This is a genomic window from Bordetella tumulicola (assembly GCF_965138755.1).
In the GTDB taxonomy this organism is placed as follows: Bacteria; Pseudomonadota; Gammaproteobacteria; order Burkholderiales; family Burkholderiaceae_B; genus Bordetella_A; species Bordetella_A tumulicola.
Map to the genome: position 1 here is coordinate 572,093 of NZ_CBCSFP010000002.1, position 26,999 is coordinate 599,091.

Sequence of the window (26,999 nt, forward strand, 5' to 3'; positions counted from 1 at the left end):
ATACGTAGTAACCTGCATACGCTTGGATTCAGGATCCGGTCTGGCGATCAGAAATAATGGATCTTTCTTGTTGCCGGGGGGCGCCCCATGGGTTGTATGTCGATTCGATTCTTGTCTGTTCCGTATTTGTTGCCCGCTGCTCGCGCCGGCTTGTTGTCCTCGTTAGTGATGTTGGCCGCTTGTGCGCCCACGCCGACCATTGATGAGCGTGATTCTTTTACGCAACAAGGGGCCACGTATTCGCGTAGCTTTCCTGGCTCTAGCCAAGCTGCCTGCGAAGCCGGACGGCGTTCGCTGCTGGGGCAGGGCTATGTCATCGACAAAGTCGAGCCTAACCGGGTCAGCGGACACAAGAACTATCAGGACAAGGAAAACGACAACCAGCACGCGCAGATTCTGTTCAATGTGGATTGCACGCCCAGTGGCGATGGCAACACCATTGTTTATGTCAGCGCGCTGCGCGACCTGTATACGATGAAGAAATCCAGCAATTCGGCCAGTGTAGGCTTGAGTGTGCTGGGCGCGGTCTCTATGCCCGTGGGGTCCAGCGACGATTCGCTCGTCAAGACGTCCAGTGAAACGATATCGCGCAGTGAGTTCTACGACGGGTTCTTCAAACAATTACAACAGAACCTGTCGTCGGCAAATGCGGCCATCAATGCTGGCACGACGCCCGCGAAACCCGCTGCAACGAATACCGGCGGTGGCAAGGCCCCGGTGCAAACGCAACCTGCAGGGGCGAACAGCAGTCCCAATGCACAGCAAACGCCGCCCCCAGCGACCAATAGCACTAACACCCATAACGGCAGTGACAGTGCACTGCCGGCACAGCCGGCGGATACCCATCCCACTGATGGTGGCGACAGCGCCGGCCAAGCGCCCGCCGTGACGCCTAATTAACGACTTCTGCTATGCAAATACTTTCCGCTGGTGATCAGGTGGATCATTTACGGACCGTGCCGCACGGTTCCGACAAAATTCAGCCAATGCGAAAGCAGGGATGAGCTACGTTCTGGCAGTCGATCTGGGTGGTACGCGGTTTCGGGCTGCGTTGGTCGATATCTCGGGGAACATCGTTCAGTCCGGTTTCATCGATAGCCCGAGAGGGGCAGCAGGCCAGCCAGGGTGGGATGAAATTGATGCGGACGATTGGTGGCGCGGCCTGCAATCGCTGGCCGACGCGCTGGCGATTAAAGCCGGTCCTGCCTTTGACGCGGTAGAGGCCATTGCCATCTGTGGCGTGACGCGTACGCAGGTATTTGTCGATGAGCACGGTGTTGCCATTCGGCCGGCCATCACCTGGCGGGATGCGCGTACGGCAGCCGACATGGCCGAATGGCTGGCTCCGATGCCGACGTCTCATCCCGAACTCAAGCAGATCAACGCCTTTCATCCGTGGGCTCGTATCGCCTGGCTGTTGCGGGCCGAGCCCCAGCACGCCGCACGCGTGCGCGCCGTGCTGGAGCCCAAGGATTATTTGAATTTTCGCCTGACAGGCCGAGCGACCAGCGATACGGTATCGATGGCGCGGTTGGCCGCGGCTGCCGTTGCACAGGCCGATGGCCCGGATCTGCTGACGGCGATGGGTGCCGATCCGGCTTGGGTTCCGCAGTTGCTTGGACCTCTGGATGTTGTCGGGCCGGTGCAGGCTGGCTTGCCGGGTTCGCTGGCCCGGTTGGCCGGACGTCCCGTCGTGGCTTGCTCCAACGATACTTGGGCCGCGGTGGCAGGGCTGGGCGCATTGCGACCGGGTTACGCGTACAACATCTCGGGTACGACCGAGGTCTTTGGTGCGGTGGGCGTCGAGCCGGTGCAGGCGCAGGGTCTGATGACCGTGGATTGGGGCCATGGCCACTACCAGATTGGCGGGCCGGGGCAGAACGGCGCCGATACGGTGGCCTGGTTATTACCTTTGCTGGGTAGGTTAGGGGATGAAGGCATGGCCGGTGTTGGGCAGGCGATGAACGCGTTGCTCAGTGCACCACGTGATTCTCAGCCGGCGCTTTTCCTGCCCTATCTGCAGGGTGAGCGCGTGCCGTATTGGGATCCGAACCTGCGCGGTGCATTCCTGGGGCTGAACCGGCGGCACGGGCCGGGCGATTTGGCCTGGGCGCTGCTCGAAGGCGTCGCCTTTCTGAACCGTGTCGTGTTGGAGCACGCCGAGGCTGCGCTCGGTGCCCCAGTAAAAGAAATCCGTTTTGGCGGCGGCGCTGCATCCAATCCGCAGTGGTGTCAGATTAAAGCTGATATCTGCGAACGTCCCGTCGTGGTCGGACAGGCAGAACAGCCGGGTGTGCAGGGTGCAGCCATTGCGGCTTGGACTAGCCTGGGACGGTATGGCAATTTTGCTGCGGCGCAAGATGCGCTGCTAAGGGTGGCGCGACGCTACGAACCTCAGCCATCGCGTGTGTCGTTCTACCGACAGCTTTATGCGCAGTTCCGCGCTGCCGAAACCGCGCTGGCGCCCATCTCTCACGCTCTGGCAGATGTCAGATTACCGATGCGAGACGGCGACGCGGTATAAACTACGACGCCATTAGTGTCGGGCTGCGGCTCGACAGCGGATACTCGTGATCAGTATCCGCCCCGTCATTAAACGCAGCAGAGGTTGAATTGATGCGCGGCATCCTGGAAAAGTACGGTACAGCCATCGCGGGGCTAGCCCTGGTGTGCTTTTTCGCGTTGGCCGCCCCGAACTTCGCGTCGTCTAATAACTTATTGAACATTGCCAAGGAAACCAGTTTCCTGGCCATCATTGCTATTGGCTTTACGCTGGCGCTGGTTACGGCGGAGCTGGACTTGTCGGTCGCTGACGTCGCCAGCCTTGCCGCGGTCGTCACGGGCGCGCTGGTGCACACCGGTCAACCCGTGTTGTTGGCCATTGCGTCAGGTCTGGGCGTGGGGTTGCTCTGCGGCCTGGTCAACGGCATTGCCGTCACGCGTTTGCGCGTTCCCTCGCTGATCGCCACCCTGGGGATGGCTGCCATGGCTCGCGGTTTTGCCTTTATGCTGACCGATGGTGTGTCGTACGTAGGCCGGTGGCCCGCTGCTTTTACGGATTTGGCCCGCGGCAAGCCTCTGGGCTTTCCTATTCTGATTTTATGGATGCTGGGCGTCGTGTTGTTGGCCTTATTTCTCGTCAAATGGACCCGTACGGGCGCCCGGATGACGGCGACCGGCGAAGCCGGCGAGTCCGCGCGTCTGGCCGGCATTAACATCCGCGCCATGAAGAGCGTGGGCCTGATGCTTTCGGGCCTGTGCGCCGGACTGGCCGCTGTGTTGCTGACGTCGAGTTTGTCATCTGCCGCACCCAACATGGCGGCGGACTACTTTCTGTATGCCATCGCCGCCGTGCTGCTGGGCATGACTATGTTCAATCCTGGTCACGCCAACATTCCCGGTACGCTGGTTGCTGCGCTCATTCTGAAGGTACTCGGTAACGGTCTGGTCCTGATGGGCGCTCCATACTACATACAAGATATTGTTCTAGGGTTCATCATCATCGCCTCTGTCGCGGTGTCATCGGCCGTACTGAAGAAAGCGGCCTTTAAGTTCTGATTGAAAGGGGAGATCAGCATGACCAAATTCATGAAGCGCACGCTGTTGCTGAGCGCATTTGCCGTCCAAGCCCTGGCCGCGAGCGCCGCGTATGCCTTCGACGTAGGTGTTGTCGCGTTCCAGATGTCATCTGAGACGCATGCCCGCGTCGCCAATGCCGCCGCCGAGGCTGCCCGTGGCAAGGGTTGGACCGTCACCCAACTGAACGCGGAAGGCTCACTGCCCAAGTTGGCCGAGCAGCTTGATACGCTCGTCAACAAGCAGGTCGACGCCATCATCATCGCTATGGGCAAACCGGTGGAGACCGATGCCCAACTGCAGAGCGCCAAGGAAAAGGGCATTCCCGTCGTCGGCGTCATGTCGGGGGCGAGCCCGCATATGCTGTTCGATATCGAGGTCAACGAATACGCGACCGGCGCGCAATCTGTCCTGTATCTATTGGGCAAGTTGGGCTACCAGGGCAACATCTTGTCGGCCCGCTTCGATGGTAATTCCGGCACGCGTATTCGCGGCAAGATGCTCGATGCTGTACTGTCCGAGAACACCGCGGTCAAAGACCTGGCCAAGTTCAGCATGGCCCGTACCCAAAGCTGGCGCGACGATGTTCGCAACGGCATGCAGGCATTGTTCCTGCGACATCAGGGGCAGTTTCAAGGCGTTTGGGCATCTTTTGACGGTCAGGCCTACGTCATCGACGATCTGCTCCAGGCCCAGGGCATGAAAAAGGGCGAAATCACGTTGGTCTCCGTGGATGGCGCCGCAGAGACCTATCGCCGGATCGCCGATCCTGACAGCCTGATCACTGCCACCATGATGATTCCGTTCGAGCAAATGGGCACCAACGCCATCGATGCCATCGACCGCATCGTGGTCAAGAAGGAACCCAAGGCCAACATTACCGAAGGCCCCTATCTGTTCATGGACTCGGTGCTCGTCGATGCCAGCAACGTCCAGAAGTTCCTGCAATCCAAGTAAGAGTCGATGCCTATGTCCATCGCGTTGTCGCTACGCCAGATCAAGAAATCTTACGGTGCCGTCGAGGCCCTGAAAGGCGTCGATCTGGACGTGCCCGAAGGCAAGGTCATGGCCATCTGTGGCGACAATGGCGCGGGCAAGTCCACGCTGATTCGCATCATTTCGGGGGCACAAGAACCCAGTGGCGGCGAATTCAGCCTGAATGGCAAGAATGTGGTGTTTGCCTCACCGCATGACGCGCTGGTGCAGGGCATCGCTACCATCTACCAGGACTTGGCGCTTGCCCCACGACTATCCATCTGGGAAAACATCTTCATGGGCGCCGAGCTCGTGCGTCGGGTCGGGCCATTCAGTGTTTTGGACAAACGTCGCATGGCCACGGACGCGCGCGCGTATTTGCAGCGCTTGTCAGTACCCATCGAAGACATGGAACGCCCGGTCGAACGCATGTCCGGCGGCCAGCGCCAGGCCGTTGCGATCGCGCGTGCGCTGCGTTGGGATGCCCGCGTTGTCATCATGGACGAGCCCACCGCCGCGTTAGGCGTCAAGGAAACCGCGTTGGTCCTGAACCTCGTGCGCAAGCTGCGCGAAGAGGGGCGTACCGTGATCCTGATCACTCACAACATGGCGGATGTGGTCGCCTTGGCCGATCGCGTCGCGATTTTGAAGAACGGCGTCAAAGTCATCGAGCGCGACGTTGCTGGTCTGGATGCCGACGGGCTCGGGCATATGGTGATGACGGGCAACGCATGATCGATGGTACATATTTCGTAACAAAAACGACAAGTTGAGGCCGGTATACCAGGGCGACTCGGGCGAAAATCGCGCTATGACAACTGGGCAAACATCGCTGATACGTCGTGGTGCGCGACGAGCCTTGGCGGCTTCGGGTATTGTTGCGGCGCTTTTGTATGGCTGGTGGCAGGCCATTGACGCGGCGCGCACCCCCAATCTGCCCGAGGTAAAGTTAGGCGCGCCGATGACTCTGGGCCGTGTTGCGTTGACACCGTTGTCGCTGCAAGTACGTGAGTCCTCTGGTGATGGGCCGCCTTCCTTCGTGTTGTCCGCAACACTCGAGAACGTTACCGGCGAGACGCAGGTTGCGTCGTTCGGTTCTCCTTTTCGATTGATCACGGTGAAGGCGGATAACGTCGAATTTGGCAATCCGAAGATCACGTTGCTGCGTGATCGGCAGGATCTGTTTCAACTCCAGCCCAGAATGCCGGAAGCGGTAGAAATCGCTTGGCAACTCCCTAAAGAATGGCGGTCCGGTGAGTCTTTGTCCCTGACGTTTTTTCGCCAGCAATTCAAGCTCGAGGATAATCTTTACGGTCGTTCCAGTTGGCTAGGCTATTCGCCTGTCGCACGCATCGCTGTGACACCGGAGACCGCGCCATGAGCCGCCTGCGATACATCATCCCGGTGCTGCTGGGGGCTTGCATCCTGGCTGCCATGATGATGACGACACCCGATTTCAATAGCGTTTTTAGACCGTTTCGAACGGAAGCCCGAGATGGATCACCAGACGAGACCCTGGCACAAGGGCGATTGTTCAGCGCGCGTTTTACCGACTGGAAAACCGCGGACAAACTGGCATTTGAGCGTTACGGCAAGGCCATCACAAGGGATACGCAAGGTGTTTTTCTGGTCGTCGATTTCGAGCTCTTGAATGTACGAGAGTCGGTACGGTTGACCGCCACATGGCTGGGTCGAAGCGGCCGCGAGTATGTGCAAACGACACGCGCCGAAGGCACGCCGTTGACGCTGGATGTTCGTCAGTTTCATCCCGGGATAGCCAACAAGGGGCGCGCTTACTTTGAACTGCCGCCTGACGAAATCCAGGGTGGGCGACTACTTGTGGCGCGCAGGGGACCCAACACGCTGGATAGTGAGCTTGTGCTCAAGCCCACTTCCAATGCGCCCGTATCGCACCAAGAGGTGTTGAGGATAGGCAAATGAAGCAACTCGGGTGGTTGGTCTCAGCCGTTGCGTTGTTTGCGGTGCTGCTCGCGGTCCAGGGATGGCCGGCACTGCGCGACCTGAACACCACTCGTGAATCACGTCTCATCGACGCCCCAGCCAGTGGCGCTTCTCTGGATGGCCTGCAAGTTGCCGTCGAGTTGCAGATCGCAGCCATTGCCGCGCAAATGCCGGAACGAGCCGTTGTGCTGGTGCGCTTGAACATGCAGGTCACGCCAGACGCGCGCGACGCATGGAAGGATTGCCGCGTTTCGCTACACAATGCGGCAGGAGAAGTCTGGTTGCCGCTGACGAGCGCCAGTTCAGATGCCGCCATCAAGGCCATCGCGCCGGATCGTCGGAACCACGGTTTGTGCCGTTTGTTTGCACGAGATCCACAAACCGGCACGGAGACGGTACGGGCCGATCAGCTTTTCCTGCTGCCGTCTGATCGACTGCAGCAGGATTTGCGGCTTCAGATATCCGGCATCGGCACGCGCCCGCGGGCGTTGTCGTTTGCAGTGACGCCGACGGTCAGGCAGCTGCCTTAGCCGCTTCTCGTGATGCCATGGCCAACGATAGGCCGGCCGCCAGTACGCAGAACTGCACCACCATCACCACGACGCCGTTCTGTGGTTGCCCTGGTGCGCCGAACAAAATATTCAGTGGGATGATGGCCACGCTCCACACATTGATATCCTGCGGGCCAATTAATTTGGCAATGCCGACCCAGGTCCAGCGCCCCAGCCAATCCGCCAGCCGCCAAAAGACCAAAATTGATACGGTCAACCATATTCCTGCGGACGCGGCCAGCAGCACGCCATTGACCACTGCGTGCCAGCGCTTGAGCAACCCCGTCCAGAAGTGCCCAAAAAAATCTCGGACGGGCTTGGGTAAGATCGTCCAGCGATGGGTGACGCGGTCGGTTACTCGCTTGGTCGAATCAGTCATCATGTTCAAGTCGTGCCCGTAGACGATCGCGCCCAGGTTGAACCAGACTAGCGGCAGTAATGCATAGCGAAACAGTTGATTCAGCCAGCTTCCCCATTGAAAGGAGGGGGCCCAATCCACAGGTCGCAGGCTGGCATCAGTCATCGCGGCGTGTGCCGCCGGTACAATCCAGTTCAGCAAGATTGTTGGCGATGGTAGCGTCGCCAGCCACGCGAAGAACTGTCCCTTCCAGTTGCTGAGTACATAAAGACCCAGGATGACCCAGGTTGCTTCGCACGCGACCACTACCAAGGGCCATGCAGGGTGTCCCGTACTGGCATGCTTGGCCTTTGCCGTGCGGCGTAACCACCAGATCAGAGTCACAGGAATCAGCAACCACAACGTGCCTGTGACTTCCAGGGCCGAGGGCCCCATCGCGTCGGGGTTCATGAAGTCAATTCGGCTTAACTGCTCTGACAGAAATACCTGCGAGTAGTCGCGCAGTGTATTGCCTAGAAAGCCCCAACCGGCGTAATAGCCATAAAACGGAATCAGGACCGCCAACAATGCACCAGAGAAAAACGGTGTGTCGTTATCGCTGTCAGCGGTAGCGGCTGCGCCTGCTGCGCGGGCGCGGCGTCGCCGAAAGGTCAACGGTCGGTCACGGAGTACGACAAACATGCCAACGAACACCACGAGTTGCAGCAGGATGATCATGATCACCGCGATCAGCCCCACAAAGCGATGGATCAGGCCGAGTTCAACGGCAAGACGCATCAAGAGCGTCTCCAGCAGCTTTGAACCTAATAAGATCGTCGCAAGCACCAGACCGTATTTGCACAGCAGTTGGCCTGTTTCACGGAGATGCGCACCGACGATTGTCCGAGCGTTAGTCAATTGAATGGCCTCCGAGAGCATGGGTAGCGGGGCAATGGGATTCCATATGGTAAACCGATTGCCCCGCTATCGCACCTCAATCAGAGATGACTGACGTAGTTGCAGATTGACGTATTAAGCAGGATAGGGCTTACACAGCATCTCCTATTAAAAGCCTACATCACCGGTCTCAGTGGCTGAGCCGTTGAGCCACTTTCAGAAATGACGCCAATGCTGGATTTGCATCATCGCGACGCCACGCCAAGCCAACTTCCTGCTTCAGAAATTCAATGGTATCCGATAGCGTGACATAGCTGACCTTTGGGTGGATCAGAGACTGTAGATTGCTGGGTATTAAGGCCACCGATAACCCGGCGGCGACTAAGCCGATCACGCTGCCAACTTGTGCGCTTTCTTGGTCGATGCGTGGATGGAAACCGGCAATGGCGCAAACCGATATCAATTGGGCATGTGCTGCCGGTACATGTTGACGGGCAAACGCAACGAAGGACTCATGCTCCAAGTCCTTCAACGAGATAGATTTCCGGCGGGCTAAACGATGGGTATGCGGTAACGCGGCCATGAGCCGATCATGTTGATATCGCATAGACGATAGCAGCGTTTCATCGTTCGGCAACGGCGTGCGTAGCATCCCTACATCCAAGTATCGCCCTTTTAGTCGCTCTAACTGATCGCGCGTTGTCATTTCGAAAACACGCAGTTTGACCTGAGGGAATTCTCGACGGAATTGGCCAATCAACTCAGGCATGAACCCATAACCCGCACTGCCGATATATCCCATGGACAACTGGCCGATTTCGCCGCCCGTGGCATGTAGTGCGCGCTCAATGGCGACACGTTCGTACGCTAACCATTGATACGCTTCCTCCAGGAATACTTTGCCCGCAGGTGTCAGCGTCACGCTACGTTTGTTGCGTACAAAAAGCGGTGTGCCTATGTGTGCTTCCAGCTTTTGTATGGCCTGGCTTAAGGGCGATTGTTCGATGCCCACACGCAGGGCTGCACGGCCGTAGTGTAATTCTTCGGCCACGGCGATGAACTGGCGCAGTAATCGGCTGTTCAGCATAAAGATAAATTTTATCTCACAGAGTGCTGAATTATATGTTGGACACGATAAAGAGTCGTTTCTAGACTGGGTCTTTTCATCAGCATTCAGCTAGAGAAAACCATGACCGAGACAAATGCTCAGGGTAACGACGCCCATCGCGCCATTGCGGCGTTATTAGGACATGATTGGGGTACGCGGGACGCACCTGAGCGTCGACTGCGCTTTCATGGTACGAATCCTACTTTCGACTCCCCACACAAGCTGACGGTCGCCGCAGCGAGCGCCATCGGTGCCTACGCACTTACGGTCGAGCGTTGGTATCAAATGGCGACGGGTCTGCGTCAGAGTATCGCCATTGATTGGATGCAGGCGGCGAGCTCGTTGAACCCAGGGCATTTTCAGACTCAAAGCGGATTTTCCTTACCGGCGTTGTCCTTGCTGACGGAGCTGAAAGCTGATTTTTATCAAACGGCCGACAACCAATGGTTTTTCCCGATTGGGTCGTATCCACATTTGCGCGATGGTGTACTAGAGTTGCTTGACTGTGCCAATACGACATCGGCACTGTCAAAAGCGATATCGCGCTGGAAAGGCGACGATATAGAGAATGCATTCGCCGAACGTAAGCTGCCTGGTATTTATGCTCGTTCGCAAGATTCCTGGTTAAGTCACCCCCAAGGAAAGCTGCTGGCACAGTTACCGGTGGTGGAGGTCATCAAAATCAGTGACAGTGATCCCGAGCCCGCGCGGGTGAATCTTCGCCCCTTAGATAGTCTGCGCGTACTAGATTTAGGACATGTGATTGCCGGGCCTGTGGTGGCGCGCTCATTGGCGGAGCACGGTGCAGAGGTCTTGCGTATTAGTTCCCCGGTTATGCAAGATCCATTTCGTCAAACGGTGGACACCAATATCGGAAAACGGTCTGCGTTTCTCGATTTAGACACTCAACAGGGCTTGCAAACGGCACGACAGTTGATTAGTGGCGCGGACGTCGTTGTCCAGTCATGGCGTCCGGGAAGTATGTGCAAGCGCGGCCTGGGCCCACAGGACGCCGCTGCGATCCGACCCGGCCTGATCTACGTTTCGGTGACAGCATTTGGGGATGACGGACCCTGGGGGCAACGCGGCGGATTTGAGCAGTTGGGTCAGGCAGTGAGCGGTATTTCCATGCGAGAAGGTGGCCAGGGCAAGCCTCGGGTAGTACCACCGTACTTACTAAATGATTATCTGACGGGCTATCTGGGGGCAATGGGCGCAATGCAGGCGTTAATACGTCGGGCACAGGAGGGGGGGAGCTATCACGTCAAAGTGTCTTTGGCGCGTACATCGATGTGGGTGCAAGAGTTGGGGCTATTAGACGGCTTTGACCCGACGCAGCCGCGCCGACATTTCGCTCAAGCGTTAACTCCGGTACTGGAACAGCGCGAGTCTGCTTACGGCGTATTGCAGCAGTTGCCACCTGTCGCACAGTTCTCACGAACCCGTGCGGGGTGGTCGTTACCGCCCGCACCTAATGGCGTACATCCTGCAGCGTGGCAATAAGTTTGACGCTCTTTTTATACAAATAATCAGCACAAAGGAGACACTATGAAAATGAACCAACTGATATGTGCCATTGCGGCCATTGCAATGATGGGTTTAACAGGCGGTGCCCATGCGGATGCAGGCTATCCCAACAAGCCCATCACTCTGATCATCGGTTTTGCGCCGGGAGGCCCCACGGATGCGATCGGACGGGTTCTGTTTAAGACCGTGTCACAGAAGCTGAACGTCCCGATTATTATTGAAAACAAGCCTGGCGCTGGAGGGAACATCGGCACGCAGGAGTTGATACGTGCCAAGCCTGATGGGTACACCTTGCTGTACGGCACTTCGTCCATCACGACAGCACCGCCTTTGTTTGGGCGGGATGATTTGAATCCAACCAAAGCATTTACGACTGCAAGTTGCTCAGTCGGTGTGCCGCTGATTCTTTTAACAAACAAGGCCATGGATATAAAGTCCGCGCCTCAGTTCTACGACGAGGTCAAGGCGAATCCGGGGAAGTATTTTCAGGGATCATCAGGGAATGGATCGATCGACCACTTGGTATCTATGGATATTGCAAATCGTTTGGGGTTGGATTTCCCGCATGTTCCCTATAAAGGAAATGGTCCGGCACTGACAGATCTCGTCAGCGGCAACGTGAGCTTCATGTATTCCGGATCGTTTAATAGTGCAATGCCATTTATTCAGAATGGCCAGGCGACAGCTTTGGCGGTGACCTCGGAAAAGCGATCGGTCGGTTTGCCTGATGTTCCTAGCCTAAGCGAGGTTGTGCCCGAGCTTAAAGGTTTTGATGCGGGCACATGGCAAGTATTGATCGCGCCAAAGGGCACGGATCCCGCGATTCTGGAGAAGCTTGATCGCGCGTTGCAGGAGTCGCTCAAAGATCCTGAGGTTCAGAAAAGCCTGCGATTTCAGGGGGCAGAACTCATGAACAAAGATCCCAAGTCTTGCCAGGATTATGTGGCATCCGAGTATTCCCGCTGGAGCGAAACGATAAAGCGGCTGGGATTGAAAGCAGGGGGCTAGTGGCGTCGGCTGGGGATGCCCCGCCTAGTTAGGCGGGGCAGGTCGCCGAACTACTCGGCTTTGCGCAGCGCCAGTCCTGCAAACAGCAGCGACCACCCCTGGAACAGCAAATCAAAGCCTAGCAGCAAGCCCAAGATGGTCAGGCTATTGGCGGGCCAGCCTGCGGCGATCAAGATCCCAATGGCAAAAGTCAGCACGCCTGAGAGAGCCAGCCAGCGCCAGCCCTGTTGACTGCGATGATTGAACCAGACCCACAATCGGAAAGCGCCAGCGGCGATAAGCGTCGCACCGAGCAAGAGCGTCAGCATCGCCGCGCCAGCAACGGGATTCGTCACAGCCACGACACCCGCCGCACCGTACAGTAATCCGCTTAGCGACCAAATAACAAAACCGCTCCAGTGCTTGACCCGCCATGCCTGGATGAGTTGACCCACGGCGCCAATCAACATCAGCGTACCGATGAAGATCACACTGACCAACGTCGCCGCGAACACATGGACCAGTGCGACGACGCCGAGGACGACAAGAGCGATACCGATCGCTACGAACCAACCCCAATGTGCCCGCAGCGCGTTGAGCGTCTTGGTGAGTGGCTCACTGGGGCGTTGGAAATCGGGATTGGGATCAGCCATGTTCGTCTACCTTCAAAGATGAGGAGAGTGCCAGGCCATTCTACTTCTACTGCCCTGTTTTCTGGAAAGATCAATTTGCATGCCATATCTCCCGTTGAAATCGGCGTCGCGGTCTAAACGCGGCACCGATTTCAAAACCAAGCGGCGCAATTAGCCGAAGCGAAAGGCAGAAATCTGGGTTTCAAGCGCCTTGCCGGAAAAAATCTTCTTGCCTGCGTCTTGGCCTGCGGCACCGGCTGCGACCATCAGGGGGATCAGGTGCTCCTCGTGACCAGCAGGGTGGCACTGGTAGGCGTGGGGACCATGCGCCCAATGGCTCAGGGCCTCGTACCGTTGTTGCGCATCGGTTTCGACAGCGTGGGTCAACCAAGCATCGAAGCTTTCTGAGGGGGCGGTAAAACGCGGATCGCCAAAGCCGCGCATGTTGTGAAAACTCATGCCGCTGCCGACGATCAGGATGTCTTCGCCACGCAGCGGGGCCAAGGCTTGACCGACCGCCAGATGCGTCTGCGCATCTAGGTCGCGGCGTAGCGACAACTGGATAACGGGGATATCTGCCTCGGGGAACATCAACTTCAGCGGAATAAACATCCCGTGGTCAAAGCCACGCTCGCCATCCAGGTTGCTCGACAGCCCGGCTTGCGACAGCAGGCCGCTTACGCGCTCGGCTAGCGCAGGCTCGCCGGGTGCCGGATATTGCAGTTCATAAGTATGCTGGGGGAAACCGTAATAGTCGTAGATCAGCGGCGGCTGCGCACCAAAGGTCACACGAAAGCCTTCTTGCGTGAGCCAATGCCCGGAAACCATCACGATGGCCTTGGGCTTTGCGGGCAGCGTGGCGGCTACGCCTTTTAGAAAATCGGCCATGGTGTCCCACGTGCCGGGTGGATTCCAATCCATAAAGAAACAGGGGCCAGCGCCATGAGGGATGAACAGCACCGGCATGGTCGATGTGGCAGGGGATGATGTACTCATGGGGGTGATCCTTTGGTCGGTGGACCTGTGAAATATCATGCTTGTTATCGTAGCTTTCTTCTCATTAGTAGAGAATATGGCAAGATGCATGAACAGTTCCAACTGTGAGTGGGAAATAATATGCTCGATCGTGTGACAGGTATGCGGGTTTTTATCCAGGCAACCGCGCTCGGTAGCCTCTCCGCGGCTGGGCGGGCGTTGGAGATGTCGCCCGCCATGGCTACCAAGCATATTGATGCGCTCGAGAGTCGGCTTGGCGTCAAGCTCCTGCACCGAAGCACCCGGCGTCTGATGCTGACGGATGCGGGTGTCGACTATCTGTCCGCTTCCCAGCGCATCATCCAAGAGCTCGATGAAGCAGATGCCGATGTCATGGCGCAGCGTGTCGAGGCGGTGGGGCGCTTGCGGATCAACGCACCTCTTTCCTTTGGCGTGCGCTTTATTGCCCCGCTGCTGCCGGCTTTTAGCCAGCGATATCCCCGGGTTACCGTCGAGCTGGGCCTCAGCGATGCCCAGCAGGACCTGATGCAAGACGGGTGGGATCTGGTCATCCGTATCGGTCAGTTGGCCGACAGCTCCCTCAAGGCGCGCAGACTAGGGGACTGTCCGATGCGAGTATGCGCATCACCCGAGTATCTCGCGCGGCACGGCACGCCGAAGCGTGTCTCCGAGCTTTCAGGGCACAACTGTCTGAGCTACACGCTGTCACCGCATCAAGGCCAGGGTAATTGGGTTTTTGGCAGCGCGCGCGATGTGTTGATCCCCGTGAAAGGGGATCTCGTCGCCAATAATGGCGATGCGCTACTGACCGCCGCACTGGCCGGGCAGGGCGTGATTTATCAACCAGATTTTATCGTTGGGGACGCGGTGGCGCAGGGCTCGCTGATTGCGCTGGAACTAGATCATCCAATGTTGGATCTGGGGGGCATACATATCCTGTTCAGGCCAGACCGGCGCCCACCCGCCAAGGTGCGGGCGATGATTGATTATTTGGCGGGGGAGTTTGCGTCGTCTGGGAAGTAGCGTTATTGCCTTTCAATACGTCGTCTACTAAACCGGCACAACATAGTCACGCCAATTCACTCCCGCTTCCTGTCCAATGCGCTCCAGGTCGCTGAGTGTGTCGACAGGAAGTACCAGACCGGCGTTTCGGTGGTGCTGATCGGCCTCGGCTTCGAGTTCACCTGGGTAATAGACTTTCTTGTGGCCAGGCGCGACGGGCACGCTCTTGAGCGAGGCGATGTAGTCTTCCATACGTGCGTGAAATTCGCTCAGCGGTTGGAATCTGGCGATATCCAGTGCCATGATGAAATGGCCGGCAAGACTGCGATTGACGGGGTCGTACGGGCCATGGACTTGGTCCTGAAAGCCACTGCCCGACAGCACGCCGGACATCACGTCCACCATCACACCGATCGCATAACCTTTGTGACCGGCCATGGGCAGGATGAAACCCTTGAGCGCTTCTTTGGGATCAGTCGTGGGGTTGCCCTGCGCGTCCACCGCCCAGTGTGGCGGGATGGGTTCGTGACGATTGTCAGCGAGATAGATTTTGCCGCGTGCGACGCCGGAATTGGCGATGTCCATAACCATCGGCGCATGGCGGCCCGCGGGTACGGCGATGGACCAGGGGTTGGTGCCTATCTTCTTTTGCAGTCCACCCCAGGGGGCCATGTTCGGCCCGCCATTGCTCATCATCAGCATGGCACAGCCCGCTTGTGCGCCCATGCGCGTGAAGTACATGCAGGTGCCGAAATGATTGGAGTTGCGCACCGACACGATGCCCACGCCATGCAGGCGTGCACGCCGCACGGCCTCCTCAGTGGCTTGCTGTGCGATCACAGGGCCGACGCCGTCGTTGCCGTCCAGTACGGCGATCGCACCCGCATCCGTCGCCGTCTGTAGTTGTGTGTGACCCCGCATCGCGCCCGATTGCAGGCGAGCGTAGTACCAACCCAGTCGAAGTAGGCCATGTGATTGATGGCCCCACAAATCGGCCTGGAGCAGCGCGTCTGCGGCCAGGTCGGCATCGGCTGGTGATACGCCGGCCTGTTGATAAACCGCGGCGGCAAAGCGCTTCAGGGGTTCCGCCGCCAACGGCGTACGGGCGAGTTCGATGAGGGATGGCATGGGCATGGCGTGCTTCAGTTGTCGAGATGGATGTTGCGTTCCGTGACGAACTTCTTCCAGTGGGCCAGTTCTGAATGAAAGAGCGCATCGAATTTCTCGCGCGACATGCCGCCAGGCTCCAGGCCTTCGTCGGCAAAGCGGGCGCGTATGGCCGGGTCTTTTAGTACTTGAGCGATGGTCTGGTGCAGCTTGTCGATGATGGGGGCGGGTGTGCCGGCAGGAACGAAGGCGCCGAACCAGACATTCATTTCGAAACCCGGATAAGTCTCTGCCACGGTGGGTACCGAGGGCAGCACCGGCAATCGTTGCGCGCTGGCCACGGCGATGGGCTTGAGCTTGCCACTCTTGATGAATTTGATAAAGCCCGGTACGGTCCCAAACGACATCATGATCGTGCCGCCGACCAGATCGTTAAGCGAGTTGGCCGTGCCTTTGTAATGGATCATCATCAACTCGGTGTCGCTGGCCTGACTGACCATTTCGGCAGCCAAGTGTGACATTTGACCTGCTCCAGGTGTACCGACCGACACGGTATTGGGATGTTTCCTGGCGTAATCGGCCAACTGCGCCATGGTATCGAAGGGCGCGGAGGGATGCGCGGCTAACAGCGTGGGAGCGCTGGCCAGATCGATCACCGGTACCAGATCGCGTTCGGTATCGAACGGGAGTTTCTTGTATAGGGCTGGATTGCTGGTGAGGGCACTGTTGTTCATCAGAATGGTGTAGCCGTCGGGGTCGGCTTTGGCGACCAGATCGCCGCCGATGATGCCCGACGCACCAGGGCGGTTTTCCACTACCACGCTCTGACCCAAAATTGGCCCCATCTTTTCCGCGACCAGTCGGGCGACCACATCAGAGCCACCACCGGGCGCGAATGGCGCTACCATGCGGATGGGGCGGTTGGGATAGTCGGCGGCCCCGGCGGATTGGCCGATGCCGAATACCAAAAGTGCGGCCAGGGCGCCGCGTAGCAGGGTCTGCATAGTTGTCTCCATATAGTCGTTATGAGCTGCACCGCGACTATAAACATGCGGATCCGGGAAAACAGCAGGTTTCTGATTCCAATACATTAGCAACGCTTAACTGAGATGCAGGCTCTGGACATTGATCAGCTCAGGACATTTGTGGCCGTCGTCGAGCGTGAGTCATTTGCCGCAGCGGCCGCTGAAGTCCTGCGCACGCAATCGGCCGTGACACAACAGATGCGCCGGTTGGAAACCCAGCTGGGCAAGCGCCTGTTCCGGAAGGTGGGGCGCAATAAGCAATTGACGCCGGACGGCGTACGTCTGCTGGACTATGCCCGGCGCCTGTTGGCACTTAACGATGAGGCCTGCGCGGCCATGGCCTCGACGGCGGTCAATGGTGAGTTGCGGCTAGGTGCCCCGCATGATGTGACGGACAGCATCCTGCCGAACTTGTTGGCGCATTTTTCGCGAGCCTTTCCTGGCTTGCGTATCGCCATACACACAGGGCGTAGTCCCCATCTGATGCAGGCATTACGCCAGGGTGAGATCGACATGACGGTAGCAGCCATGGATGCGCCCGAGTTGCGCCAGATCGCGCTGCGCACCTCGCCTATTGTGTGGATGTGCGCTGCGAGGTATCGCCACGATGCTAGCCAACCATTGCCCTTGATTGTGGCGGCTGAATCCAGCCAGTTCCGTCGTATTGCGGTTGACCACTTGGAACGCGCGGGTATTCCGTGGCGGATTACGTATACCTCACCGACCGTTGTCGGGGTGCGTGCCGCGGTCCGCGCGGGCTTGGGAGTCACCGCACGTAGCGTCGAGATGTTGGGTAGCGATCTGCGCGTGATGGGCGAGGCCGAAGCCCTGCCGCGTCTGCCTGACATAAGCTTTCGCTTGTACTTGAGTCCGGTCAGTACTAATAGCGCGGCGCAGCGCGTATTCGATTCCTTGGGTGAGCTGAATTTGTAGGGGCGCTGCGGGGCGCCACCATAGAGTGTTTAATAGACGGCTACTGCCATGATCAATTGGACTATCTGGGTTTAACGCTATGGAAACGACCATCTCGCATTCCGATCAGCTCATCCACATCCGCACCATACTGGGCGTTGTCATGGGGCTTAGCCTGGCGCGTTTACTCTCGGGGCTTGCCCGGTTTGTCCAGCATCCTCACCGTGAACCCATATATCTGGTTCATCTGGGCTGGGTAATTTTTCTTTTCTCGGCAGTTATCCATTTCTGGTGGTTCGAATTTGGGCTTAAGCATATCGCGCAGTGGACGTTCGAGTTCTATCTGTTCTTGATTTGTTATGCGGCGCTGTATTTTTTTATTTGCGCAATTCTGTTTCCAGATCGCATGGAAGAGTACAACGGCTTTGAGGATTATTTTCACGCACGGAAAAAATGGTTCTACGGTCTGCTGGGCGGGCTGTTCGCCGTTGATATTATCGACACGCTTTTGAAAGGCGTGGCTCATTTTCAAGAGCTTGGCTTGGAATATCTCATTCGTCAAAGCGTTATGACGATGTGTTGTCTCATTGCGATGTTTGTAAAGAATCGACGCTTTCACCAAGTATTCGTGATCGCTGCACTGATTGGGCAGTTCTACTGGGTTCTGCGTTATTACCAGTTTCTTTCCTGAGTCGCTAGGAATGGGAGCTGTTCTGGCAATGGCGCTATCGCCTGAAGTCAGAAAAATCCCAGCGCGATGGTGCGGCGATACTCGGCATATCCATATTGGGTTTAATCATCCCCAATATGGATATCCAGGGAATCGTGCTGCTCGTATAGGCGGAGCAAAGATCGTACTTTAGCCGCCGCCGGCAGACCTGCGTACCAGTCGCCATAGTATCGGCACCAGCGGCCAGAACAGCATGATGAGTGCCAGCGTCGTGATGGTGCCAACCAGGCCGTTGGACCAGAACACGTGCAGGCCGGTGCCCGGGCCGAGCATGGACTGACGGAAGGCGTCTTCCATGCGATCACCCAGGACCAGTGCCAAGATCATGGGGGCCAGGGGATACGACAGTTTCTTCAGAACATAGCCAATCACCCCGAACAGCAGCATGAACCACACGTCGAGCATGGCGTTGTGAACCGAATACGCGCCGATCGCGCAGACCACGATGATGATGGGGGCCACGATGGCGAAGGGGATGCGCAGTATCGCGGCGAACAGTGGGACGGTGCTCAGTACGATGATGAGTCCCACGAAATTACCCAGATACATGCTGGCGATCAGGCCCCAGACGAACTCTTTTTGTTCGACAAACAGCAGAGGGCCCGGCTGCAGGCCCCATATCATCAAGCCGCCCAGCAGCACGGCCGCGGTGGCCGAGCCGGGTATGCCCAGCGCCAGCATGGGAAGCAGGGCGGACGTGCCCGAAGCATGGGCGGCCGTCTCAGGCGCAATCACGCCTTCGATTTCGCCGGTGCCAAATTTGTGGCCGTTGCGTGAAAAACGCTGCGCCAGGCCGTAGCCCATGAACGACGCCGCGGTGGCCCCGCCCGGTGTCACGCCCATCCAGCAGCCTACTACCGTGCTGCGTATGAGCGTCATCCAGTATTTGGGTAGTTCCTTCCAGGTTTGCAGCACGACTTTGAGATTGATGCGGCCGCTTTTTCCTTCGAACTTCAAGCCTTCTTCCATGCTGACCAGGATTTCACCGATGCCGAACAGCCCGATAACGACGACCAGGAAATCGACGCCGCGCAGCAGTTCCGACCAGCCGAACGTCATGCGAAGGCCGCCGCTGACCGTGTCCATGCCGATGGCCGCCAATCCGAAACCCAACATCATGGAAATGATGGTCTTGAATGGCGTCTTCTTGTCCGTGCCGACAAAACTGCAAAATGTCAGCAAAAATACCGCGAAGAATTCAGGAGGACCAAAGCGCAGGGCGAACTTGGACACCAGAGGTGCCAGGAAGGTAATCAGCAGCACGCCCGATAACGCACCGACGAACGAACCCGTGAAGGATGCCGTCAGGGCATTACCCGCGCGGCCCTGCTGAGCCAGGGGGTAGCCATCGAAGGTGGTGGCCACTGATGAGGTCTCGCCCGGGATATTGAAGAGAATCGACGTGATCGCGCCAGCGAACAATGACCCCCAGTAAATGCACGACAGCATGATGATGGCCGAGGTGGGCGGCATCGTGAAGGTCAGCGGCAGCAATATCGCGACCCCGTTGGGGCCTCCCAATCCGGGGAGCACACCGATGATGACGCCCAGCACCAGGCCGATGAACATCATGCCCAGGTTGTACCAGCTCAGGACCGTGGCAAATCCATGGAATAAAGAGTTCAGTTCTTCCACTTGCAGTCTCCTCCTGGTTTCAGTAACCGAACAGGGCTTCGAGCGGCCCTTTCGGTAGAGGCACCATGAACTGAACTTCGAACATCCAGAACAACAGTACGTTTACGCTGACGCTGATCACCACCGTTTTGAGCCAGGAGATTTTGCCCAGCAATCGCATAAAGGCGGCGATGAACAGCGTCGATGCCACGTAAATCCCGAGGAATTGAATCAGCAGCACATACACGGCAGTGGGAAGTAATACCAGCAGTACCAATCGGAACCGCTCCCAACTGACGAAAACTTCCCGATTGGGGTTCTTGCTGAACCTTGCCTTCAGGAACACGGCCACACTAGCGATGCAGATGATGAGCCCAATATGAAAAGGGAAATATCCCGACTCGGGCCCGTCCGACGCCCATGCGACGCCGATGCGATGGTTGTCCACCATCATGACCACGCCTACGAAGAAAAAGACGACGGCGGTAATCGCGTCAACGGCACTGTGCGTCAACCCGCCTTTCGACGGGTTGCCCTGCGTTTGCTGATGATCCATCCTGACTCCTCGGGCTGATTACTTCGCGGCCAGACCGGCTTCTTCCATCAAGGCTTTGTGATTCGCTTCGTCCTTTTCCAGGAATTTCACGAACGCCTCGCCGGTCCGGTAGTCGCCTTTGAGCGCCTGTTTGGCTAAGTAGTCTTTCCATTCCTGCGTTTCGCTGACTTTCTTGATCAGGTCGGCGTAATACGCGGCCTGTTCAGCCGTGGTGTCGGGGGGCAGGAAGAAGGCCCGCAGCATCTGATATTGCACGTCGTAGCCGGCGTCTTTGCAGGTCGGAATGTCGGCCCATGACTGTTCTTTGGTGACCTTGTTTGTGTATGCCATGCGCTCATCCGAGAACACGCACAAGGCATTGACTTGGCCGGCACGCCACTGCGCGATATTCTCGCTGGGATTGTTCACGTTGGAGTTGGTGTGCTTGCCCACCAGCTGGGTGGCAGCTTCGCCGCCACTCTTGTAGGGCACATAGGTGAACTTCACTCCAGCGGCTTTTTCGAGCGCCACGGTGATGATCTGATCCTCGCGTTTTGCACCGGTGCCGCCCATTTTGAACTGACCAGCGGGCGCTGCCTTGACCGCTTTCAAATAGTCTGCGGCCGTCTTGTAGGGCTCTTCGGCATTGGTCCACAGTAGGAACTCGTCCTGGGCGATCATGGCGACCGGGTTCAGATCTCGCCAGTTAAAGGGCAGCTTGACGGCGAGAGGCAGGGTGTAGATGGCAGAAAAGGCCACCATCAGTTTGTGCGGATCCTTTGGCGAGCTCTTGGTATCCATGATGCCTTCGGCTCCGCTGGCGCCACCCTTGTTCAGCACCAGCATGGACTGCTTCATCAGCTTGTGCTTGAGGATGATGCCCTGGATCGTGCGTGCCATTTGATCGGACGCGCCACCTGCGCCAGCGGGTACGATGATCTCGACCGGACGGGTGGGTTCCCATGCCTGCGCGGGCAACGCGGTCAAGCCGGCCAGCGCCGTTAGCGACGCGATTAAATAGGATTTCTTCGACAGTCTGTGAGTCAGGTGCTTCATGAGTGTCTCCTCCGGGTCGTGCTACGGGAGCGTCCGGTATCGGTACGCTTTGTTTTTGAGCCTTCCTGCCTGTCCGGCGAGTCCTGTTCTTATTTCCCAAGCTTGCGGACTTTATGCACTGTGATGCTGCTTGATCTACTTGTCGCCCATCGTATTTCGGGTCTTGTTTGTGTCAGGCTGTCAGGCGGGCTGAGCCCGACTGGTCTGCGCCAGGTAATCCAGCGCGGCCTGCACCCCGCCCTTGTTGTGCGGCACACCGGCGTTGCCTAAACCCATTTCCACGCCGGAAAGGGTGCCGCACAGCGTCAGGTCATTGAAATCGCCCAGATGGCCGATACGGAAAACCTTGTCCGACAGTTTGCCCAGGCCTTGTCCCAGCGACATGTTGAAATGCGTCAGCACGACCTTGCGGAAGGCGTCCGCGCTATGCCCCTCGGGCATCACCACGGCCGTCAAGGCGGGGCTGTACGCTTCGGGCTTGACGCACAGGATCTCCAGCCCCCACGCGCGGACCGCGCGACGGGTGGCTTCGCCATGCCGTTTGTGGCGTGCGAAGACATTGTCCAATCCTTCCGCCTGCAGCATCTCCTGCGCCTCGCGCAAACCGTAGAGCAGGTTGGTTGCGGGGGTGTATGGAAAATATCCGCTCGGATTGATGGCCAGCATCTCCTTCCAGTCCCAGTACGAGCGCGGCAGTGCGGCCGTTTCGGAGGCTTTCAGGGCCTTGGCGCTGACGGCGTTGAACGACAGTCCGGGCGGCAGCATCAATCCTTTCTGAGAGCCGGCCACCGTGACATCGACGCCCCATTCGTCGTGCCGGTAGTCCACCGAGCCCAGGGATGAGATCGTGTCCACCATCAGCAGGGCGGGGTGGCCGGTGGCATCGATCGCCTGGCGCACCGCCGCGACATCGCTGACGGCACCGGTGGCAGTTTCGTTGTGCACCACGCACACCGCCTTGATCTCGTGGCCGCTATCTGCGGCCAGGCGCTTGCCGATCTGTTCGGGATCCGCACCATGGCGCCAATCACCCTCCTGGAACTCTACCTGCAGCTTCAGTCGTTCGGCGAGCTTTTTCCAGAGCGTGGCGAAATGCCCGGTCTCTGCCATCAGGATCTTGTCGCCGGGTGACAGCGTGTTCACCAGCGCGGCCTCCCAGGCGCCGGTGCCCGAGGCGGGGTAGATGATCACGTCGCCCTCGGTCTTGAAGATTTTCTTCATGCCCGCCAGTACGGCCCTTCCGAGCTCTCCAAATTCGGGGCCACGGTGATCGATGGTGACATTGTCGATAGCGCGCAGTACACGATCAGGGACATTGGTGGGACCCGGGATCTGCAGGAAGTGACGGCCGGATGGGTGCGAGTGCAGCGGCATCATGAGGGTGCTCCTGATTATTTGGTATACAAAATACAAATATTAATGAAGAATACGCAGCAAAGGCGCTCTTTCGCAAGCAAAAGTTTTGCCGCGCCACAGCATTTTTATAGGTATAGGATAGGTAAAATAGGCGGAATCCTTTAATCGGTACGGCATGGGGCATGGTTATCGTTGATGATGTGCGACATTCCTATTTTTGTATACAAATGAAAATTGATGCTGTGAACCATCCCCGCCATTCTTCCTCGCCGCAGACGGAGCCGGTCCCCTCGTCAGAGGCGGTCGACAGGCGCACGTTGCCCGCAACCATCGCCGATCGCCTGAGGGAAATGATCATCGAGGGTGAGTTGGCGGCGGATACGCGGCTGAACGAGCGCGCACTGTGTGACCGACTGCAGGTGTCGCGCACACCCTTGCGCGAAGCCTTCCGGCTGTTGGCGGCCGATGGGTTGGTTCGTATTCAGCCCAACCGGGGCGCGCATGTTGTGGCCCTGTCCGAAAAAGACATTCGGGAAAGCTTCGAAGTCATGGGCGCTCTGGAAGCGTTGTCTGGCGAGCTGGCCTGCCAGCGCATCACGGATCAGGAGATCGCCGAGATCAAGGCGCTGACCTACGAGATGCAGGCGTGTCATGCCCGGCAAAATCTTTCGTCGTACTACCATGTCAACCGCGCCATTCACGATCGCATCAATGGCGCGGGCCACAATGACTTGCTGTCGCAGGTGTACAAAAACATCAACCTGCGACTACAGAACTTGCGGTTCCGATCCAATCTCAATCACGACAAATGGGATCGGGCTATGCAAGAGCACCTGGACATGGCTGACGCCCTGGCGTCGCGCGATGGTCCCCGGCTCGCGCAGATTATGCGCGAGCACCTTCGGCGCAAGGGCGAGGCAGTTCTGGAAAATCTGAAGCTCGCGACCGATGGTGCCGAGGCCTCCCAAACCACCGGCGTCCCTGACACTCCAGATGTCGCTGACGCCGCAAGCGAACCCTGATATTGCTCACCGATCTGTTGCAGGAATCCCATGAACGCGCCCTTATCCCCTCAAGCACATGCCGAACTGAATCCGTTGCATCTTGAACTGGCCGCCCGCCTGCGCAATGAAACGCAGGGCGAGGTTCTGTTCAGCCGGGGCGCGCGAGGGCGTTATTCGACCGACGCATCCATCTATCAGATCGAACCCGTCGGCGTGTTGATTCCCAAGAGGGGCGATGATGTCGCGGCAGCGCTGAACCTGTGTCGCGAGATGTCCGTACCCGTGCTGGCGCGCGGCGCTGGCACCTCGCAATGCGGCCAGACCGTGGGTGCCGCCCTCGTCATCGACAACAGCAAATACCTGAATCGCGTCCTCGATTTCGACCTGGCCGCCATGACGGTGACGGTGGAACCCGGCATCGTGCTGGATCACCTGAATGCATGGCTCAAGCCGCACGGAGTCTGGTTTCCGGTGGACGTCAGCACGGCCGCGCAATGCACGATTGGCGGTATGGCGGGTAATAATTCCTGTGGCTCGCGGTCGATCGCCTACGGCAATATGGTTCACAATGTGCTAAGTATCGATGCCTTGCTGTTGGATGGCACCGCCGCGACTTTTGGGGAGGCAGCCCGCATGGGCAATGCGTCGCCCCGCATACGTACCATCATGGATCGGTTGACTGAGATCGCCGCGCGCGAGCGCGACGAAATCGAGCGTATGGTGCCGTCCGTGCTGCGTCGCGTGGGTGGCTATAACCTGGATATCTTTCATCCGCAAAGCCCGCGTCCGTATACCGCCGACGGCAAGATCAATCTGGCGCATATGCTTGTGGGCAGCGAGGGCACGCTGGCCTATACCCGCAGTATCACGCTCAAGCTGTCGCCGTTGCCCGCCGCCAAAGCGCTGGGTGTGGTCAATTTCCCGACCTTCTATCAGGCCATGGATATGACCCGCCACATCGTGGGCTTGGGGCCCTGTGCGGTTGAGTTGGTCGACCGGACGATGATCGATCTGGCTCGCAGCAATCCCGCTTTTCGTCCTGTTATCGATAGCGCGCTGATCGGCGAACCCGCGGCTGTTCTGCTGGTCGAATTTGCCGGCGAGTCCCAGGATGAGCAACTGTCCCACCTGGCGAGGTTGGTCGAGCTGATGGGGGATCTGGGACTGCCCGGCTCAGTTGTGGAAATGCCGGATGCCGCGGCACAGAAAGCGCTTTGGGATGTTCGCAAGTCCGGCTTGAACATCATGATGAGCATGCGCGGAGACGGCAAGCCGGTTTCCTTCATCGAAGACTGCGCCGTGCCGCTAGAGCATCTGGCCGAATACACGAGCCAGTTGACCGATGTGTTTACCCGACACGGCACGAAGGGCACGTGGTATGCCCATGCCTCGGTGGGCACGTTACACGTCAGGCCCATTCTGGACATGCGTCGGGACGGCGCGGCGAAGATGCGCGCCATCGCCGAAGAAGCCGGCGCATTGGTGCGGCGCTACAAGGGCGCTTTTTCCGGCGAGCACGGCGACGGACTGGTGCGTAGCGAATGGGTAGGCTGGCAATTCGGCCCGAGGCTCACGCGCGCGTTCGAAGAAATCAAGGATGCTTTTGATCCGGACAGGCTGATGAATCCGGGCAAGATCGTACGCAGCAGCAAGATGGACGATCGATCCTTGTACCGCTTCAAGCCAGACTATCGCACGATTGCGCTCAAGCCGGCGCTGGACTGGTCCGCCTGGAACGTGAATAGTGACCCCGCCACGGAAACGGTCAGTGCACCGGGTACCGGTGACGACCCGGCCCAGGGGTTGGCCAAGGCGGTGGAAATGTGCAACAACAACGGCCACTGCCGCAAGTTCGATGCTGGCACGATGTGTCCCAGCTACCGCGTTACACACGACGAGCAGCATCTGACGCGCGGTCGCGCCAACACCTTGCGCCTGGCCCTGTCGGGTCAACTGGGCGACGATGCTTTCACGTCTGACGAGATGCGTGCCACCATGGACCTGTGCGTCAGTTGCAAAGGCTGCAAGCGCGACTGCCCTACCGGCGTGGATATGGCACGCATGAAAATCGAGTTCCTGGATCAGTGGCGGCAGAAGCGTGGCCTGGCGCTAAAGGACCGGATCATTGCCACGTTGCCGCGCTGGGCCCCCTGGGGCGCCCGTTTGCCCTTTCTATTTAACCTGCGAGATACCTTGCCAGGCGCCGCCTGGTTGTCGGAGCGCCTGTTGGGGTTCTCGTCAAAGCGGACCTTGCCGAAATGGCGCAGCGACGTCTTTACCGATCAAGCTGTGTCGACCGATGCGGACACGGCTGACGTCGTGCTGTTTGCCGATACCTTTAACAATTATTTCGAATCCGAGAACGCCCGGGCGGCGCTTCAGGTATTGCAGGCGGCGGGCTATCGTGTCCACGTTGCAGTTCCGGCCGCGAATGATGCCGAGCCCAAGCGTCCCTTGTGCTGCGGTCGCACCTATCTGTCGGCCGGCATGGTCGATCAGGCGAAAGTCGAAGCCCGCCGCGTCGTGGATGCCCTGCGGCCGTTCGTCGCGCGGGGGATTCCCATCGTGGGTCTGGAGCCTTCGTGTTTGCTTTCGCTACGCGATGAATTCTTGGTGATGGGCTTGGGCGAAGACGCCCAGGCATTGTCGCGGCACGCTTACCTTTTCGAGGAATTTCTGGCCAACGAATTGAAGGCGGGTCGGCTCGATCTCAAGCTGAACCCGTTGCCAGAGAAGCGCGCCCTATTGCATGGCCACTGCCACCAAAAAGCCTTCGACGCCGTTAAGCCCGTCCAGCAGATCCTGGGGCTGATCCCGGACCTGAAGGTGCAACTGATCGAGTCGAGTTGCTGCGGCATGGCGGGCAGTTTCGGCTACGAGGCGTCGCACTACGAAACCTCCATGAAAATGGCCGAGCTGTCCCTGCTGCCGGCGGTACGCGAGGCCGGCGCCGACACCGTGCTGGTCGCGGACGGCACCAGTTGCCGTCATCAGATTGCCGATGGTACGCAAGCGCAAGGGGGGCTGCGAGCGGAGCATGTGGCCTGTGTGCTTCAACGGGCTCTGCCAAGTAACGCGGAGAGCACCCGCTGATTCGCGACGGGGTCGTA

At 58.3% G+C, this 26,999-nt stretch carries 25 protein-coding genes; 15 read left to right on the forward strand and 10 right to left on the reverse strand.

Annotated elements, in window-relative coordinates:
* The first annotated feature begins 96 nt into the window (after positions 1 to 96).
* The 8 genes from ACNAZS_RS08355 (at position 97) to ACNAZS_RS08390 (ending at position 7,043) form a co-directional block, all read left to right on the forward strand.
* Positions 97 to 900 (forward strand): DUF2242 domain-containing protein, encoded by an 804-nt coding sequence (locus ACNAZS_RS08355; RefSeq protein WP_415788113.1) that lies wholly within the window; start codon positions 97 to 99, stop codon positions 898 to 900.
* A gap of 100 nt (positions 901 to 1,000) precedes the next feature.
* Complete coding sequence (locus ACNAZS_RS08360; RefSeq protein ID WP_415788115.1) at positions 1,001 to 2,524, forward strand: xylulokinase; 1,524 nt, start codon at positions 1,001 to 1,003, stop codon at positions 2,522 to 2,524.
* A gap of 92 nt (positions 2,525 to 2,616) precedes the next feature.
* Positions 2,617 to 3,558 (forward strand): ABC transporter permease, encoded by a 942-nt coding sequence (locus ACNAZS_RS08365; protein WP_415788876.1) that lies wholly within the window; start codon positions 2,617 to 2,619, stop codon positions 3,556 to 3,558.
* A gap of 18 nt (positions 3,559 to 3,576) precedes the next feature.
* On the forward strand, positions 3,577 to 4,533 hold the full coding sequence (locus tag ACNAZS_RS08370) for a sugar ABC transporter substrate-binding protein (RefSeq protein WP_415788117.1): 957 nt from the start codon (positions 3,577 to 3,579) through the stop codon (positions 4,531 to 4,533).
* Between the two features lie 12 nt (positions 4,534 to 4,545).
* Positions 4,546 to 5,286: an ATP-binding cassette domain-containing protein gene (locus tag ACNAZS_RS08375; protein ID WP_415788119.1), complete on the forward strand. Its 741-nt coding sequence runs from the start codon at positions 4,546 to 4,548 to the stop codon at positions 5,284 to 5,286.
* 76 nt (positions 5,287 to 5,362) lie between these two features.
* Positions 5,363 to 5,932, forward strand: a complete 570-nt coding sequence (locus ACNAZS_RS08380) for a hypothetical protein (RefSeq protein ID WP_415788121.1) — start codon at positions 5,363 to 5,365, stop codon at positions 5,930 to 5,932.
* Entirely contained in the window at positions 5,929 to 6,492 is a 564-nt protein-coding gene (locus tag ACNAZS_RS08385) for a hypothetical protein (protein WP_415788123.1), read from the forward strand. The genes ACNAZS_RS08380 and ACNAZS_RS08385 overlap by 4 nt, the downstream gene beginning before the upstream one ends.
* Complete coding sequence (locus tag ACNAZS_RS08390; protein ID WP_415788125.1) at positions 6,489 to 7,043, forward strand: hypothetical protein; 555 nt, start codon at positions 6,489 to 6,491, stop codon at positions 7,041 to 7,043. The genes ACNAZS_RS08385 and ACNAZS_RS08390 overlap by 4 nt, the downstream gene beginning before the upstream one ends.
* Here ACNAZS_RS08390 and ACNAZS_RS08395 read toward each other — a convergent pair.
* Positions 7,027 to 8,199: a hypothetical protein gene (locus ACNAZS_RS08395; RefSeq protein ID WP_415788127.1), complete on the reverse strand. Its 1,173-nt coding sequence runs from the start codon at positions 8,197 to 8,199 to the stop codon at positions 7,027 to 7,029. The genes ACNAZS_RS08390 and ACNAZS_RS08395 overlap by 17 nt on opposite strands.
* A gap of 289 nt (positions 8,200 to 8,488) precedes the next feature.
* Complete coding sequence (locus ACNAZS_RS08400) at positions 8,489 to 9,385, reverse strand: LysR family transcriptional regulator (protein ID WP_415788129.1); 897 nt, start codon at positions 9,383 to 9,385, stop codon at positions 8,489 to 8,491.
* Positions 9,386 to 9,487: 102 nt separating this feature from the next.
* Between ACNAZS_RS08400 and ACNAZS_RS08405 the strand changes: the two genes are divergently transcribed.
* Together ACNAZS_RS08405 and ACNAZS_RS08410 are read left to right on the forward strand one after the other, a co-directional pair.
* Positions 9,488 to 10,909, forward strand: a complete 1,422-nt coding sequence (locus tag ACNAZS_RS08405) for a CoA transferase (RefSeq protein WP_415788131.1) — start codon at positions 9,488 to 9,490, stop codon at positions 10,907 to 10,909.
* Between the two features lie 45 nt (positions 10,910 to 10,954).
* The gene (locus tag ACNAZS_RS08410; RefSeq protein ID WP_415788133.1) at positions 10,955 to 11,941 is read left to right on the forward strand and encodes a Bug family tripartite tricarboxylate transporter substrate binding protein; all 987 of its coding nucleotides are present in this window, start codon (positions 10,955 to 10,957) and stop codon (positions 11,939 to 11,941) included.
* A 50-nt stretch (positions 11,942 to 11,991) separates the two neighbouring features.
* Here the strand turns inward: ACNAZS_RS08410 and ACNAZS_RS08415 are convergent, their stop codons facing one another.
* Entirely contained in the window at positions 11,992 to 12,573 is a 582-nt protein-coding gene (locus ACNAZS_RS08415) for an HdeD family acid-resistance protein (protein ID WP_415788135.1), read from the reverse strand.
* Positions 12,574 to 12,723: 150 nt separating this feature from the next.
* Positions 12,724 to 13,548, reverse strand: a complete 825-nt coding sequence (locus ACNAZS_RS08420) for a DODA-type extradiol aromatic ring-opening family dioxygenase (RefSeq protein ID WP_415788137.1) — start codon at positions 13,546 to 13,548, stop codon at positions 12,724 to 12,726.
* Positions 13,549 to 13,668: 120 nt separating this feature from the next.
* On the opposite strand from ACNAZS_RS08420, the gene ACNAZS_RS08425 reads away from it, so the two are divergent.
* Positions 13,669 to 14,571, forward strand: a complete 903-nt coding sequence (locus ACNAZS_RS08425) for a LysR family transcriptional regulator (protein WP_415788139.1) — start codon at positions 13,669 to 13,671, stop codon at positions 14,569 to 14,571.
* A 27-nt stretch (positions 14,572 to 14,598) separates the two neighbouring features.
* On the opposite strand, the gene ACNAZS_RS08430 is transcribed toward ACNAZS_RS08425, so the two are convergent.
* Positions 14,599 to 15,684: an Ldh family oxidoreductase gene (locus ACNAZS_RS08430; RefSeq protein WP_415788141.1), complete on the reverse strand. Its 1,086-nt coding sequence runs from the start codon at positions 15,682 to 15,684 to the stop codon at positions 14,599 to 14,601.
* Between the two features lie 8 nt (positions 15,685 to 15,692).
* A complete protein-coding gene (locus ACNAZS_RS08435) occupies positions 15,693 to 16,661 on the reverse strand; it encodes a Bug family tripartite tricarboxylate transporter substrate binding protein (protein WP_415788143.1) in 969 nt (322 codons plus the stop codon).
* Between the two features lie 105 nt (positions 16,662 to 16,766).
* Between ACNAZS_RS08435 and ACNAZS_RS08440 the strand changes: the two genes are divergently transcribed.
* Both ACNAZS_RS08440 and ACNAZS_RS08445 read left to right on the forward strand, forming a co-directional pair.
* Positions 16,767 to 17,615 (forward strand): LysR substrate-binding domain-containing protein, encoded by an 849-nt coding sequence (locus ACNAZS_RS08440; protein ID WP_415788145.1) that lies wholly within the window; start codon positions 16,767 to 16,769, stop codon positions 17,613 to 17,615.
* Positions 17,616 to 17,694: 79 nt separating this feature from the next.
* Positions 17,695 to 18,285, forward strand: a complete 591-nt coding sequence (locus ACNAZS_RS08445) for a hypothetical protein (RefSeq protein ID WP_415788147.1) — start codon at positions 17,695 to 17,697, stop codon at positions 18,283 to 18,285.
* Positions 18,286 to 18,453: 168 nt separating this feature from the next.
* On the opposite strand, the gene ACNAZS_RS08450 is transcribed toward ACNAZS_RS08445, so the two are convergent.
* The 4 genes from ACNAZS_RS08450 to ACNAZS_RS08465 all read right to left on the reverse strand — a co-directional run bounded on the left by ACNAZS_RS08450 (position 18,454) and on the right by ACNAZS_RS08465 (position 22,906).
* Positions 18,454 to 19,959 (reverse strand): tripartite tricarboxylate transporter permease, encoded by a 1,506-nt coding sequence (locus ACNAZS_RS08450; RefSeq protein ID WP_415788149.1) that lies wholly within the window; start codon positions 19,957 to 19,959, stop codon positions 18,454 to 18,456.
* A 19-nt stretch (positions 19,960 to 19,978) separates the two neighbouring features.
* Positions 19,979 to 20,494, reverse strand: a complete 516-nt coding sequence (locus tag ACNAZS_RS08455) for a tripartite tricarboxylate transporter TctB family protein (protein WP_415788151.1) — start codon at positions 20,492 to 20,494, stop codon at positions 19,979 to 19,981.
* 18 nt (positions 20,495 to 20,512) lie between these two features.
* Positions 20,513 to 21,529 carry a Bug family tripartite tricarboxylate transporter substrate binding protein gene (locus tag ACNAZS_RS08460; protein WP_415788153.1) on the reverse strand — a complete coding sequence of 339 codons (1,017 nt, stop codon included), beginning with the start codon at positions 21,527 to 21,529 and terminating at the stop codon, positions 20,513 to 20,515.
* 180 nt (positions 21,530 to 21,709) lie between these two features.
* The gene (locus ACNAZS_RS08465; RefSeq protein WP_415788155.1) at positions 21,710 to 22,906 is read right to left on the reverse strand and encodes a pyridoxal-phosphate-dependent aminotransferase family protein; all 1,197 of its coding nucleotides are present in this window, start codon (positions 22,904 to 22,906) and stop codon (positions 21,710 to 21,712) included.
* 206 nt (positions 22,907 to 23,112) lie between these two features.
* Here ACNAZS_RS08465 and ACNAZS_RS08470 point away from each other — a divergent pair, with 206 nt between their 5' ends.
* Positions 23,113 to 23,907, forward strand: a complete 795-nt coding sequence (locus tag ACNAZS_RS08470) for a GntR family transcriptional regulator (RefSeq protein ID WP_415788157.1) — start codon at positions 23,113 to 23,115, stop codon at positions 23,905 to 23,907.
* A gap of 30 nt (positions 23,908 to 23,937) precedes the next feature.
* Positions 23,938 to 26,982, forward strand: coding sequence for an FAD-binding and (Fe-S)-binding domain-containing protein (locus ACNAZS_RS08475; protein WP_415788159.1), 3,045 nt, complete (start codon positions 23,938 to 23,940; stop codon positions 26,980 to 26,982).
* The last annotated feature ends 17 nt before the right edge of the window (positions 26,983 to 26,999 follow it).